Raw genomic sequence first — 13,098 nt, forward strand, 5'->3', positions numbered from 1 at the left:
GGCCCGTGCCTTCAACGCTGCCGACCCATCCGCTCGCCGTCCTGCCGCTGAAGCTGTGGCGGCCACGCTGGTTCGACGGGGTGGCGCTCGCGACCGGCGCGTGCGCGCCCGACTTCGCGTACGCCCTCGACGGCCCCGGCATCCTCATCCCGAGCCACACGATCCCGGCGCTGCTGTGGTGGAGCCTGCCCACGGCGGTCGCGGTCGCCCAGCTGTGCCGCTGGGGCGCCCCGGCCGTCGCCGCGCACCTGCCGCCCTGGTTCCACGTGCGCGACTTCGGCGTGCTGGGGACCGTCCGGCCCCGATGGTGGATCACCGCGTACTCGGCCCTGCTCGGCGCGATCAGCCACCTGCTGTGGGACCTGGTGACGCACCCGGGACCGGTCGCCGCCTGGTGGCCGATCCGCGAGGCCAGCGACGCCGCGGGGGTGTTCCTGCTGCCGGCCTTCGTCGTGTACGTCGGGATGCGCCGCAAGCTGCGCGAGTGGCACGGGGAGCCGCCCGCCGTGCCGGTCCGGATGACCCGCTTCTGGGGCGTGACGGCCGCGGTGCTGGCCGCGGGGGTGGCGCTCACGTGCGCGCTGGGCGATCCGCACTACTACGCCGGCAACGTGCACGTGTTCCTGGTGCGGCTGATGGTCGCGGGGGCGCTGGCGCTGCTGGCCGGGGCCCGGGCCGTACAGTCGGAGCGTGCTGCTGACCGAGCGCCTCTTGCTGCGGCCGTTTCGCGTCGCTGACGCCCCCGGGCTGTCCGCCTACCGCTCCGATCCGCGGGTGGCGCGGTACCAGGGCTGGGACGCGCCCTTCCCGATCGAGTCCGCGCTCGCGTTCGTCGCCGGGCTGGACGGGCGCGACCCGCGGGCCGAGGGCTGGTTTCAGTACGCCGTGCAGCTGCGCGAGACCGGCGCGCTGATCGGCGACGTCGGGGCCAACCGGCACGACGAGGGCCGGCAGGCGGAGATCGGCTTCACCCTCGCCCCGCCCTACCAGGGGCACGGCTACGCCGCCGAGGCCGCCGGCCGCGTCGTGCACCACCTGCTCGCCGAGGAGGGGCTGCACCGGGTGCACGCCTCGGTCGACGCGCGCAACGAGCGCTCCGCGCGGCTGCTGGAGCGGCTCGGGTTCCGCCGCGAGGGGCTGGAGGTGCAGAGCCAGTGGTGGAAGGGGGAGTGGACCGACGACCTGCGCTACGCCGTGCTGGCCGGCGAGTGGTCGCGGTCCGCGTCGCCCGGCTCCGCCTGAGCCGGTCGCGCCGTCACCCGCGCTACGGCCGTGCCGGCCGGCGAGTGGTCGCGGTCCGCGTCGCCCGGCTCCGCCTGAGCCGGTCGCGCCGTCACCCGGGCCAGGAGGTTGAGCGTCGCCGTCCACACCAGGCAGGCGCCCAGCATGTGCAGGATGACCACGGGCCAGGGCAGGCCGGTGAAGTACTGCACGAAGCCGACCACGCCCTGCGCCAGCTCGACGGCGACCAGGATCGCCGCGGCCCGGGTGACCCGCAGCGGCGCCCCGAGCGCGCGCAGGCCGAACCACATGGCCACGGAGAGCCCCACGAGCACCATCACGGCGTCGGTGTGCAGCTGGGACATGGCCTCGGGGTCGAAGCCGGTGCGGGTGGCCTTGGTGTCGCCCGAGTGCGGGCCGCTGCCGGTGACGATCGTGCCCAGGACGAGGACGACCGCGGAGACGACCGTCACGAAGATGCCGGCGGTGCGCATGGCCCGCGGCGCCGTCCAGCGCGGCGGCTCCCCGCGGGTGCGGTCCCACAGCACGAAGACGAGCGCGATGAGCGCGATCGAGGCCAGGAAGTGCACCGCCACCGACCACGGGTTGAGCGCCAGGCGCACCGTGATGCCGCCGAGGACGCCCTGGAACGCGATGCCCGCGAGCACCCAGACGGTGGCGCGCAGGGCCGCTTTCGAGTGACGCCGCTGCCGCCAGGCGGCCGCGATGGCGACGAGCGCGAACACGCTGAGTACGCCCGTGAGCGTCCGGTTCCCGAACTCGATGACCCCGTGGTACCCCATCTCGGCGGTCGTCACGTAGGAGTCGTCGGTGCACCGGGGCCACGTGGGGCACCCGAGCCCGGAGCCGGTGAGGCGCACGAGCCCGCCCGTGCACACGATGCCGATGTTGGCCGCGAGCAGCGCCAGCGCCGCCCGGCGCAGCGTCTCGGGCCGGTCCAGCCACTCTCCGAGCCAACTCACGCGGCGATACTACGCCAGGCTACATATCGCACCCGCTGGCAGGTTGCGCGTGGGGAGCGGCCAGGTTTGGTTAGGGTTACCTTCCGTGCGGTGGATCACCCGGGCGGTGGTTTGCCCGGCTCCCACGATTTACGTAACGTTGGTGTTGTGAAAAACGCGGAAGTGGTCGCTGCGCTCGACGGGCGCACCCGTGACCGCGTCACGGAGCTGCTGCTGCAGGAGGGCTCGGCGACCGCGACGGAACTCGGGCTCGCCCTCGGGCTGAGCCCCGCCGGCGTGCGCCGTCATCTCGACGCCATGCACGCCGAGGGGCTCGTCGAGTGCCGCGAGCGGCCCGAGCGCGGGCCGCGCGGGCGGGGCCGGCCGGCGCGCGTGTTCACGCTGACCGCGGCCGCGCGGGAGACGCTGCCGCACACCTACGACGGGCTCGCCGCCGCCGCGCTGCGCTGGATCGCCGATCACGGCGGGCCGGGCGAGGTCTCCGCGTTCGCCGCCGCCCAGGTCGAGGGGCTCGAGGAGCGCTGCCGGGCGGCCATGGCCGAGGCCGGCGAGGACCCGCTCGCACGGGCCGAGGCCCTCGCGCGCGCCCTGACCGCGGAGGGTTACGCTGCGGGCGCGACGACCATCGCCACCGGCGGGCAGCTGTGTCAGCACCACTGCCCGGTGGCCCATGTCGCCGCGGAATTCTCCCAGCTGTGCGAGGCCGAGACCCAGGTGATCTCGCGTCTCGTCGGCACGCACGTCCAGCGGCTCGCCACCATCGCCAACGGCGACGGCGTCTGCACCACCCACATACCGGCCCCGGTCCAACCCGGAGCCCGTCCCGATAGGCAAAGGATCGTGAGATGACGACTGCCGATCAGCTGGCCGGTCTCGGCCGGTACGAGTACGGCTGGGCCGACTCCGACACCGCGGGTGCCTCGGCGCGCCGCGGTCTCAACGAGGACGTCGTGCGCGACATCTCGGCGAAGAAGCACGAGCCCCAGTGGATGCTCGACCTTCGCCTCAAGGGCCTGCGCCTGTTCGACCGCAAGCCGATGCCGGCGTGGGGCGCGGACCTGTCGCACATCGACTTCGACAACATCAAGTACTTCGTCCGCTCGACCGAGAAGCAGGCGGCGAGCTGGGACGAGCTGCCCGAGGACATCAAGAACACGTACGACAAGCTGGGCATCCCCGAGGCCGAGAAGCAGCGGCTGATCGCGGGCGTCGCGGCGCAGTACGAGTCCGAGGTCGTTTACCACAAGATCCGCGAGGACCTCGAGGAGCAGGGCGTCGTCTTCCTCGACACCGACACGGCGCTGCGCGAGCACGAGGATCTCTTCAAGGAGTACTTCGGCACCGTCATCCCCGTCGGGGACAACAAGTTCGCCGCGCTCAACACGTCGGTCTGGTCCGGCGGCAGCTTCATCTACGTGCCGAAGGGCGTGCACGTGGAGATCCCGCTGCAGGCGTACTTCCGGATCAACACCGAGAACATGGGCCAGTTCGAGCGGACCCTGATCATCGTCGACGAGGGTGCCTACGTGCACTACGTCGAGGGCTGCACCGCGCCGATCTACTCGTCGGACTCGCTGCACTCCGCGGTCGTCGAGATCGTCGTGAAGAAGAACGCGCGCTGCCGGTACACCACCATCCAGAACTGGTCGACCAACGTCTACAACCTGGTCACCAAGCGGGCGGTCTGCCACGAGGGCGCCACCATGGAGTGGATCGACGGCAACCTCGGCTCCAAGGTCACGATGAAGTACCCGGCCGTGTTCATGACCGGCGAGCACGCGAAGGGCGAGGTCCTCAGCGTCGCGATGGCCGGCGAGGGCCAGCACCAGGACGCCGGCGCGAAGATGGTGCACGCCGCCCCGCACACCTCCTCGAGCATCATCTCCAAGTCGATCGCCCGCGGCGGCGGCCGGACCTCCTACCGCGGCCTCGTGCAGGTGCTGGAGGGCTCGCACCACTCGAAGTCGACGGTCAAGTGCGACGCCCTGCTCGTCGACACGATCTCGCGCTCGGACACCTACCCCTACGTCGACATCCGCGAGGACGACGTCTCGATGGGGCACGAGGCGACGGTGTCGAAGATCAGCGACGACCAGCTCTTCTACCTCATGTCGCGCGGCCTCACCGAGGACGAGGCCATGGCGATGATCGTGCGCGGCTTCATCGAGCCGATCGCCAAGGAACTGCCCATGGAGTACGCGTTGGAGCTCAACCGGCTCATCGAGCTGCAGATGGAGGGCGCGGTCGGATGAGCGCACCCGTTCTCGTTCCCCCGAAGACCAGGGCCCAGCAGGTCCGCTCGTTCGACGCCGGCGACTTCCCGGCGCTCACCGGCCGCGAGGAGGAGTGGCGCTTCACGCCGCTCAAGCGCCTCCGCGGCCTGGACAGCGCCGTGTTCTCGGGCGCCCCGGCGCCCAAGGTCGAGGTCGGCGAGCTGCCGTCCGGCGCGACGGTGTCGACCATCGACCGCAGCGACCCGCGGGTCGGCTCGGCCCTGACGCCGTTCGACCGCGTCAGCGCGCTGGCCGCGGGGGGTGCGACCGAGGCCCTGCTGATCGCCGTCGCGCCCGGCGCCGTGCTGGACAGCGCCGCGGTCGTCCGCCTCGTGGGCGCGACGACCGAGCCGGCGGCGGGCCACACCATCGTCGAGGTGGGCCGGTTCGCCGAGGCCGTGGTCGTGCTCGAGCAGACCGGCTCGGTCACGCTCGCCGACAACGTCGAGGTGCTCGTCGCCGACGGCGCCAAGCTGACCTTCGTCACCGTCACCGACTGGGCCGCGGACGCGGTGCAGGCGCAGCACGTGCGCTTCCGGCTCGGCCGCGACGCGCGGGTCAACCACGTGCAGGTGACGCTCGGCGGCGACCTCGTGCGGCAGTACACCAGCGTCGACTACACCGGGCGGGGCGGCGAGATCGACGCCTACGGCCTGTACTTCGCCGACGCCGGCCAGCACTTCGAGCACCGCCTCCTGGTCGACCACTCGGTGCCCGACTGCCGCAGCCGGGTCAACTACCGCGGCGCGCTGCAGGGTGCCGACGCGCACACGGTGTGGGTCGGCGACGTGCTGATCCGGGCCGAGGCGACGGGCACGGACACGTACGAGATCAATCGCAACCTCGTGCTGACCGACGGCGCCCGGGCCGACTCGGTGCCCAACCTGGAGATCGAGACCGGCGAGGTCGCGGGGGCCGGGCACGCCAGCACCACCGGCCGCTTCGACGACGAGCAGCTGTTCTACCTGATGTCCCGGGGCATCACGGACGAGCAGGCCCGCAAGCTGGTCGTGCGCGGCTTCTTCCACGAGCTGCTCGGGAAGATCCCGGTCGAGGACCTCCGCGACCGTCTCGGCGCCGCGATCGACGCGCGGCTGGAAGAGGCCGGCTCGTGAGCGGTTCGGAGCGAAGCGGCGCCCGGTCTGGGTCGATCCGCGCGAAGCTACATCTAGCCAGACTGGGTGTTGAGGCCGCTCACCAGAAGCTCAGTGTTGTCGCGCCGGCGCCGGAGCTTGCGGAGGTGGCGGCGTGATCAGAGTGTGCTCCGCGGCCGAGGTGGCCAAGGGCGAGGTCGTGCAGGTCACGGTCGAGGGGACCGAGATCGCGCTCGTGCACGCCGACGACGACAACTTCTACGCCGCCTACGACGAGTGCTCGCACGCGGCGGTCGCGCTGAGCGAGGGCGAGGTCGAGGGCTGCACCCTGGAGTGCTGGCTGCACGGCTCGCGCTTCGACCTGCGCACCGGCGCCCCCACCGGGCTGCCCGCCACCGAGCCGGTCCCGGTCTACCCGGTCGAGGTTCGCGACGGCGACGTCTACATCGACCTGAACCCGAGCAACGGAGTCTTGAAGTGAGCGAGCTTTCGATCAGCAACCTGCAGGTCTCGGTCAAGCTGCCCGACGGTGAGCTCAAGCCGATCCTCGCCGGCGTCGACCTGACGGTCCGGGCGGGGGAGACCCACGCCATCATGGGCCCCAACGGCTCCGGCAAGTCCACGCTGGCCTACGCGATCGCGGGCCACCCGCGCTACGAGGTCACCGGCGGCGCCGTGTCGCTCGACGGCCAGGACGTGCTCGCGATGACCGTCGACGAGCGGGCCCGCGCCGGGCTGTTCCTGGCGATGCAGTATCCGGTGGAGGTCCCCGGCGTCTCCATGGCGAACTTCCTGCGGACCGCCAAGACCGCCGTCGACGGCGAGGCGCCGAAGCTGCGGACCTGGGCCGGCGAGCTGCGCGGGGCCATGGAGAAGCTGCAGATGGACCCGGCCTTCGCCCAGCGCAACGTCAACGAGGGCTTCTCCGGCGGCGAGCGCAAGCGCGGCGAGATCATGCAGCTCGAGCTGCTCAAGCCGAAGATCGCCGTGCTCGACGAGACCGACTCCGGGCTCGACATCGACGCGATGCGCATCGTCAGCGACGGCGTCAACCGGGTGCGCGAGCAGGGCAACACCGGGCTGCTGCTGATCACGCACTTCACGCGCATCCTGCGGTACATCAAGCCGGACTTCGTGCACGTCTTCGTCGGCGGCAAGATCGTCGAGGAGGGCGGCCCCGAGCTCGCGGAGCAGCTGGAGAACAGCGGGTACGAGCGCTTCCTCGCCGACGCCGGCCCGGCCTCGATCGCCTGAGAAAGGCCCATACATGACCGCCCTCGACGTTGAGTCGGTTCGCAAGGACTTTCCGATCCTCGATCGCACCGTCAACGGCAAGCCGCTGGTGTACCTCGACTCGGGCAACACCTCGCAGAAGCCGCGCCAGGTGATCGACGCGATCCGCGAGCACTACGAGCGGCACAACGCGAACGTGGCCCGCTCGGTGCACACGCTGGGCACCGAGGCGACGGAGGCCTTCGAGGGGGCCCGCGCGCGCATCGCGGGCTTCATCGGGGCCCCGTCGGCGGCCGAGATCGTCTTCACGAAGAACTCGACCGAGGCCATCAACCTGGTCGCGCATGCCTTCACGAGCAACGCCGACGACCCGCGCCTGCGGCTCGGCCCCGGCGACGAGATCGTCGTGACCGAGATGGAGCACCACTCCAACATCGTGCCGTGGCAGCTGCTCGCCCGGCGCACCGGCGCGACCCTGCGCTGGTTCGGCCTCACCGACGAGGGCCGGCTGGACCTGAGCACCATCGACGAGCTCATCAACGAGCGCACCAAGCTCGTGTCGGTCGTGCACTACTCCAACATCCTGGGCACGATCAACCCGGTCGAGCTGCTCGTCGCCAAGGCCCACGCGGTCGGCGCGCTCGTGCTGCTCGACGGCTCGCAGTCGGTGCCGCACGTGCCCGTCGACGTGGCCGCGCTCGGCGCCGACTTCGTCGCCTTCACCGGGCACAAGATGCTCGGCCCGACCGGCATCGGCGCGCTGTGGGGCCGCTTCGAGCTGCTCGACGCGATGCCCCCGTTCCTCGGCGGCGGCTCGATGATCGAGACGGTGTCGATGACCGGCACCACGTTCATGCCGCCGCCCGCGCGCTTCGAGGCCGGCACGCCGCCGATCGCGCAGGCCGTCGGGCTCGGCGCGGCCGTGGACTACCTCGCCGGCGTCGGCATGGACAACGTCGTCGCGCACGAGAAGGCGCTGACCGCCTACGCCCTGGAGGCGCTCGCCTCGCTGCCCTACGTGCGGATCATCGGCCCGGCGTCCACCCAGGACCGCGGCGCCACGATCTCGTTCACCGTCGAGGGCGTCCACCCGCACGACGTCGGCCAGATCCTCGACGACGAGGGCGTGCAGGTGCGGGTCGGCCACCACTGCGCCCGCCCCACGTGCGTGCGCTTCGGGGTGCCGGCCACCACCCGCGCCTCGTTCTACCTCTACACGACCAACGACGAGATCGACGCTCTCGTCCGCGGGGTCGAGCGGGTCTGGAAGGTCTTCGCCTGATGCAGATCGACCAGCTGTACCAGGAGATCATCCTGGACCACTACAAGCACCCGCACGGCCGCGGCCTGCGCGAGCCCTTCGACGCCGAGGCGCACCACGTCAACCCGACCTGCGGCGACGAGGTGACCCTGCGCGTGCAGCTCAAGGCCGGCAGCGTCGCCGACGTGTCCTACGAGGGCACGGGCTGCTCGATCAGCCAGGCCTCCGCCAGCGTCCTCTACGACCTGCTCAAGGGCGCGACGGTCGCCGACTCCCTGCGCCGGCACGAGGCCTTCGCCGAGCTCATGGGCGGCCGGGGCCAGGTCGAGCCCGACGAGGACGTGCTGGAGGACGCGGTCGCGTTCGCGGGCGTCGCCCAATACCCGGCGCGCGTCAAATGCGCGCTACTGCCCTGGATGGCCTACAAGGACGCCCTGTCCCGGGCGGTCGGCACACCTTCTGAGGAGACCCCATGACCGCGGCGCTGGCCGACATCGAAGAGGCGATGAGGGACGTCGTCGACCCCGAGCTGGGCATCAACGTCGTCGACCTGGGCCTTGTCTACGGCATCCACGTCGACGAGGAGAACATCGCGACGCTGGACATGACCCTGACGTCGGCGGCCTGCCCGCTGACCGACGTGATCGAGGACCAGGCCCGCCAGGCCCTGACCACCGGCCCCGGCGGCGGCCTGGTCTCCGACATCCGCATCAACTGGGTCTGGCTCCCGCCGTGGGGCCCGGACAAGATCACCGACGAGGGCCGCGACCAGCTGCGCTCCCTCGGCTTCAACGTCTAAATCGCTGGCGGACGCGGGTCGTGCGGCGCCATCATCGCCGCATGACCCGCCGCCGCATGCCGCCGCCCCCTGAACCGGTCGTCCTGATGGAGGCGAGCCGCCGGCAGCAGGCGTGAGCGCCGGCCCGGGCGAGGCGGTCGTGAGCGGCCTGCTCGCCGGATACGGCGTCGCCATCCCGGTCGGGGCGATCGGCGCGCTCATCGTCGGCTTGGCGTCCCGGCACTCCTGGCGGGTCGGGGCCGCCGCCGCGCTCGGGGTGGCCACCGCGGACGGGCTGTACGCCGTCGTCGCCGTGCTCGGGGGAGCCGCGCTCGCCGGGGTGATCGCGCCCGTCTCCGGGGTGCTGCGGTGGGTGGCGTTCGCCGTCCTGCTCGCCCTGGCCGGCAAGACCGCCGTGGACGCCCTGCGGCACCGCCACGAGGCCGCCACGGCCCGCCAGACCGATGGGCGGCGGGCCTACCTGACGCTGCTCGGGCTCACGCTGCTCAACCCGGCCACCATCGTCTACTTCGGGTCGCTCGTGCTCGGGCGCCGCGCCGACGACGGGCTCTCGGCCGGGGCCGAGGCGCTGTGGGTCGCGGCCGCGTTCGTGGCGTCGGCCAGCTGGCAGCTGTTCCTGGCGGCGAGCGGGTCGCTGCTCGGGCGGGTGCTCACCGGCACCCGGGGACGGTTCTGGTCGGCGATCGTGTCGAGCGCCGTGATCGCGGTGCTGGCCGTGCTGCTCGTAATCCCAGGTGCTTGAGCGCCTCGCGCACCGACAGCGGGGACAGGCCGGGGTGGGTGCCGACGAACGCGCGCACCCCGGCCGGGTCGGTGCGGGCATACTGCCGCAGCGCCCAGCCGATGCCCTTGCGAATGAAGAAGTCCCGCTCGCCCGACCACCGGTCGCAGTAGTCGAAGAGGCGGGCCCGGTCCGTCTCCTCGCCGTACCGCAGCTGATGGAGGATCGCCGTGCGCACCAGCCACAGGTCGGTGCCCGCGGCCGTCCACGCGTCCATGGTGGACACACAGTCCGGGTGCGCCAGCACGAGCGGGCCGACCACGTTGGACGCCAGCGTGTCGACCGTGTCCCACCAGGACTTGGTGGTGATGAGCTCGCGCAGCACGGGCACCGCGGCCGGGGTGAGCACCTTCGCGTGCTTGCGCAGGTAGTCGCAGGCGAAGTACTGGTACTCCCGCTCGGGCAGCTCCCAGCACGCGCGGGCCGTGGCCAGCAGCTCGGGCTCGTCCGGGCGGGGCCGGCCGCGCAGGACGTCGAGGGTCAGCTCGCGCCTCGGCACGCTCGGGATGCCGAGGAACTCGAAGCGGTCCCGCATGTACGCACGCATCGGCGCGGCCTGCCCGGGATCGGCGGCCGCGCCGAAGAGGTGCTCCAGTCGCTGCAGGATCACAGGTTGCCGGTGTTGAAGGTGTCGCACTGGCGCGGGTCGCCGGTGTTGTACCCCTGCGTGAACCACTTCTTGCGCTGGGCCGACGTGCCGTGCGTGAACCCGTCCGGGTTGACCTTCTGGCCGGCCTTCTTCTGGATCGTGTCGTCGCCGATCGCCTCGGCGGTCTGGATGGCCTCGGCGATGTCCTGGTCCGTGATGGACTTGAACAGCGCGTCGCCCTGCGGGTCCTTGGTCTCCGTCGCGTGGTTGGCCCAGGTGCCCGCGTAGCAGTCGGCCTGCAGCTCCAGGCGCACCGAGGCGGAGCTGGCGCCCTGCTGGGAGCCCTGCTGCGCCTTGGCGTTGGTGCCGAGCAGGTTCTGGATGTGGTGGCCGTACTCGTGCGCGAGCACGTACGGCGCCGCGAACTCGCCCGACGCGCCGAAGCGGCTGTTGAGCTCGTTGTAGAAGGTCAGGTCGATGTACACCTGGCTGTCGGCCGGGCAGTAGAACGGCCCGACGCCCGAGTCGGCCGCGCCGCACCCGGTGTTCACGGACCTGCTGAAGAAGTTCGTCTTCGCCGGCTGGTACTGCTTGCCGAACGCCTGCGGCATCTCCGTCTTCCAGTAGGCCTGGACGGAGTTGATGTAGAGGACGTTGCGGCAGTCGGCGTTCTTGAAGCGGTCCTTGTTCGACTTGTCACACTGCTTGTTGAGTGCGGAGTTGTCGGGCTTGGCGCTGCCGCCGCCCCCGCCGCCGAGCAGCCCGCTGCCGAAGAGGCCGCCACCGCCGCAGAGCACCACGGCCAGGATGATGACCGTGATGATGATGCCGCCGCGGCCGCCGCCGATCGGGATCGGGATGCCACCGATGCCGCCGAAGCCGCCGCCTCCACCGCCGCCGCCCGACCCGCGCAGGTCATTGACCTGGCTGGTGTCGAGATCGGCGTCGTCGTTGAACTCCATCGCACACCTCGGGGGTTGATATCGACCGGCGTCTGCTGAGCGGCAGGTACCCGTTGATCTTGTGACGTAATCGTGTGGCGGGGCCACCCGGGTCGCACGGTAGACTATCGCCGTGATCACGCAGAGGGAGTGACTCCGGTCTGACACCAGGAGTCCGTCTTCGTTCCTCTGCCCGGAAAGTGAGTTCCGCTGTGATCACGGCCAACAGCCTTGAGCTGCGCGCTGGCGCCCGCATCCTGCTCAGTGACATCAACCTGCGCGTGCAGCCCGGGGACCGCATCGGTCTCGTCGGGCGCAACGGCGCCGGCAAGACCACCACCCTCAAGGTGCTCGCGGGCGAGGGCACCCCGCACGCGGGCAGCGTGGACCGGCGCGGCCCGGTCGGCTACCTGCCCCAGGACCCGCGCACCGGCGACCTCGAGGTCACGGCCCGCGACCGGGTGCTCTCCGCGCGCGGGCTCGACACCATCTACGCCGAGATGAAGGCGCTCGAGGAGCGGCTGGGCGACGACGAGCGGCTGATCCGGCGGTACGGGCAGCTCGAGGACCAGTTCGCCGGGCTCGGCGGCTACGCGGCCGAGGCCGAGGCCGCCCGCATCTGCGCCAACCTGGGCCTGCCCGACCGCGTGCTCGGCCAGACCATCGGCACCATGTCCGGCGGTCAGCGCCGCCGCATCGAGCTGGCCCGCATCCTCTTCCGCGACGCGAGCGCCACCGGCGGCGGCATCCTGCTGCTCGACGAGCCCACCAACCACCTCGACGCCGATAGCATCACCTGGCTGCGCGGGTTCCTGTCCAGCCACAAGGGCGGGCTGGTGGTCATCTCCCACGACGTCGACATGCTCGACGCGATCGTCAACAAGGTGTGGTACCTCGACGCCAACCGCGCCACGATCGACTTCTACAACGTGGGCTGGAAGCTGTACCAGCAGCAGCGCGAGACCGACGAGAAGCGCCGCCGCCGCGAGCGCGCCAACGCCGAGAAGAAGGCCGGCGCCCTGATGGCCCAGGCCGACAAGATGCGTGCCAAGGCCACCAAGACGGTCGCGGCCCAGAACATGGCCCGCCGCGCCGAGCGGATGCTCGACGGGCTGGAGGACGTCCGCACCGCCGACAAGGTGGCGAAGGTCCGCTTCCCCGAGCCCAAGTCCTGCGGCAAGACCCCGCTGACCGCGCGCGGCCTGTCGAAGTCCTACGGCTCGCTCGAGATCTTCATGGACGTCAACGTCGCCGTGGACCGCGGCTCCCGGGTGGCCATCCTCGGCCTCAACGGCGCCGGCAAGACCACCCTGCTGCGCATGCTCGCCGGCGAGCTCGACCCCGACACCGGCGAGGTGACCCCCGGCCACGGCCTCCAGCGCGGGTACTACGCCCAGGAGCACGAGCAGCTCGACGTCGACCGCACCATCCTGCAGATCATGCGCTCGGCCGCGCCCGAGCAGAACGACACCGAGCTGCGCAAGATCCTCGGCGCCTTCCTGTTCACGGGTGACGACGTGGACAAACCCGCGGGCGTCCTGTCCGGCGGCGAGAAGACCCGGCTGGCCCTGGCGACCCTGGTCTGCTCCGGCGCCAACGTCCTGCTGCTGGACGAGCCGACGAACAACCTCGACCCGATCAGCCGCGAGCAGGTGCTCGACGCGATCGCCCGCTATCCCGGCGCCATCGTGCTGGTGACGCACGACCCGGGGGCTGTGCAGGCCCTCAAGCCGGACCGCGCGATCCTGCTGCCCGACGGGGTGGAGGACGCGTGGAGCGACGATCTGCTGGAGCTGGTCGAGCTCGCCTGATTCGGCTGTTTCGCCTTTGTGCCCAGCTGCTCGAAGTGTGCTCGAAGTGTGCTCGAAGTGTGCTCGGTGGCGAACTGCTCGAAGTGTGCTCGCGGGCGAAATGTCGGGCGCT

Annotated in this window: 14 protein-coding genes and 1 pseudogene; 12 read left to right on the forward strand and 3 right to left on the reverse strand. The window is 71.3% G+C overall.

The genetic code is table 11. The features are described 5' to 3' along the window. Positions 1 to 5 precede the first annotated feature (5 nt). Together ABT369_RS24545 and ABT369_RS24550 are read left to right on the forward strand one after the other, a co-directional pair. Complete coding sequence (locus tag ABT369_RS24545) at positions 6 to 737, forward strand: DUF4184 family protein (protein WP_350615219.1); 732 nt, start codon at positions 6 to 8, stop codon at positions 735 to 737. Next, the gene (locus ABT369_RS24550) at positions 691 to 1,242 is read left to right on the forward strand and encodes a GNAT family N-acetyltransferase (protein ID WP_350615221.1); all 552 of its coding nucleotides are present in this window, start codon (positions 691 to 693) and stop codon (positions 1,240 to 1,242) included. The genes ABT369_RS24545 and ABT369_RS24550 overlap by 47 nt, the downstream gene beginning before the upstream one ends. Here the strand turns inward: ABT369_RS24550 and ABT369_RS24555 are convergent. Further along, positions 1,188 to 2,204, reverse strand: a complete 1,017-nt coding sequence (locus tag ABT369_RS24555) for a COX15/CtaA family protein (protein WP_350615223.1) — start codon at positions 2,202 to 2,204, stop codon at positions 1,188 to 1,190. The two genes, ABT369_RS24550 and ABT369_RS24555, sit on opposite strands and share 55 nt — an antisense overlap. Positions 2,205 to 2,351: 147 nt before the next feature. On the opposite strand from ABT369_RS24555, the gene ABT369_RS24560 reads away from it, so the two are divergent. The 9 genes and pseudogenes from ABT369_RS24560 to ABT369_RS24600 all read left to right on the forward strand — a co-directional run bounded on the left by ABT369_RS24560 (position 2,352) and on the right by ABT369_RS24600 (position 9,606). Then, positions 2,352 to 3,053 carry a helix-turn-helix transcriptional regulator gene (locus tag ABT369_RS24560; RefSeq protein ID WP_350615225.1) on the forward strand — a complete coding sequence of 234 codons (702 nt, stop codon included), beginning with the start codon at positions 2,352 to 2,354 and terminating at the stop codon, positions 3,051 to 3,053. Then, entirely contained in the window at positions 3,050 to 4,456 is a 1,407-nt protein-coding gene (gene sufB / locus ABT369_RS24565; protein WP_350615227.1) for a Fe-S cluster assembly protein SufB, read from the forward strand. The genes ABT369_RS24560 and sufB overlap by 4 nt, the downstream gene beginning before the upstream one ends. Next, positions 4,453 to 5,592 carry a Fe-S cluster assembly protein SufD gene (gene sufD, locus ABT369_RS24570; RefSeq protein WP_350615229.1) on the forward strand — a complete coding sequence of 380 codons (1,140 nt, stop codon included), beginning with the start codon at positions 4,453 to 4,455 and terminating at the stop codon, positions 5,590 to 5,592. Before sufB ends, sufD begins: the two co-directional genes overlap by 4 nt. A 133-nt stretch (positions 5,593 to 5,725) precedes the next feature. Continuing rightward, positions 5,726 to 6,052, forward strand: coding sequence for a non-heme iron oxygenase ferredoxin subunit (locus ABT369_RS24575; protein ID WP_350615231.1), 327 nt, complete (start codon positions 5,726 to 5,728; stop codon positions 6,050 to 6,052). Next, positions 6,049 to 6,825, forward strand: a complete 777-nt coding sequence (gene sufC, locus ABT369_RS24580; protein WP_350615232.1) for a Fe-S cluster assembly ATPase SufC — start codon at positions 6,049 to 6,051, stop codon at positions 6,823 to 6,825. Before ABT369_RS24575 ends, sufC begins: the two co-directional genes overlap by 4 nt. Positions 6,826 to 6,838: 13 nt before the next feature. Further along, positions 6,839 to 8,086, forward strand: a complete 1,248-nt coding sequence (locus ABT369_RS24585) for a cysteine desulfurase (RefSeq protein ID WP_350615234.1) — start codon at positions 6,839 to 6,841, stop codon at positions 8,084 to 8,086. Beyond that, on the forward strand, positions 8,086 to 8,541 hold the full coding sequence (gene sufU, locus ABT369_RS24590; protein ID WP_350615236.1) for a Fe-S cluster assembly sulfur transfer protein SufU: 456 nt from the start codon (positions 8,086 to 8,088) through the stop codon (positions 8,539 to 8,541). Before ABT369_RS24585 ends, sufU begins: the two co-directional genes overlap by 1 nt. Positions 8,542 to 8,543: 2 nt before the next feature. Further along, a pseudogene (locus tag ABT369_RS24595) lies at positions 8,544 to 8,864 on the forward strand (metal-sulfur cluster assembly factor); the annotation flags it as partial. Positions 8,865 to 8,976: 112 nt separating this feature from the next. Then, positions 8,977 to 9,606 (forward strand): LysE family transporter, encoded by a 630-nt coding sequence (locus ABT369_RS24600; RefSeq protein WP_350615237.1) that lies wholly within the window; start codon positions 8,977 to 8,979, stop codon positions 9,604 to 9,606. Here ABT369_RS24600 and ABT369_RS24605 read toward each other — a convergent pair. Then, positions 9,515 to 10,255, reverse strand: coding sequence for a DNA alkylation repair protein (locus ABT369_RS24605; protein ID WP_350615239.1), 741 nt, complete (start codon positions 10,253 to 10,255; stop codon positions 9,515 to 9,517). The two genes, ABT369_RS24600 and ABT369_RS24605, sit on opposite strands and share 92 nt — an antisense overlap. Continuing rightward, positions 10,252 to 11,196, reverse strand: coding sequence for a KPN_02809 family neutral zinc metallopeptidase (ypfJ, locus tag ABT369_RS24610; RefSeq protein WP_350615241.1), 945 nt, complete (start codon positions 11,194 to 11,196; stop codon positions 10,252 to 10,254). The genes ABT369_RS24605 and ypfJ overlap by 4 nt, the downstream gene beginning before the upstream one ends. Before the next feature lie 191 nt (positions 11,197 to 11,387). Between ypfJ and ABT369_RS24615 the strand changes: the two genes are divergently transcribed. After that, entirely contained in the window at positions 11,388 to 12,986 is a 1,599-nt protein-coding gene (locus tag ABT369_RS24615; RefSeq protein WP_350615243.1) for an ABC-F family ATP-binding cassette domain-containing protein, read from the forward strand. Positions 12,987 to 13,098: the final 112 nt, after the last annotated feature.

Origin of the sequence: Dactylosporangium sp. NPDC000244, assembly GCF_040300725.1 — a bacterium.
Lineage (GTDB): Bacteria > Actinomycetota > Actinomycetes > Mycobacteriales > Micromonosporaceae > Dactylosporangium.

Excerpts from the sequence above, each read along its gene's own strand:
- sufB (WP_350615227.1), top strand. The coding sequence starts at position 3,050 with ATGACGACTGCCGATCAGCTGGCCGGTCTCGGCCGGTACGAGTACGGC.
- sufD (WP_350615229.1), top strand. The coding sequence starts at position 4,453 with ATGAGCGCACCCGTTCTCGTTCCCCCGAAGACCAGGGCCCAGCAGGTC.
- sufU (WP_350615236.1), top strand. The coding sequence starts at position 8,086 with ATGCAGATCGACCAGCTGTACCAGGAGATCATCCTGGACCACTACAAG.
- ypfJ (WP_350615241.1), bottom strand. The coding sequence starts at position 11,196 with ATGGAGTTCAACGACGACGCCGATCTCGACACCAGCCAGGTCAATGAC.
- ABT369_RS24585 (WP_350615234.1), top strand. The coding sequence starts at position 6,839 with ATGACCGCCCTCGACGTTGAGTCGGTTCGCAAGGACTTTCCGATCCTC.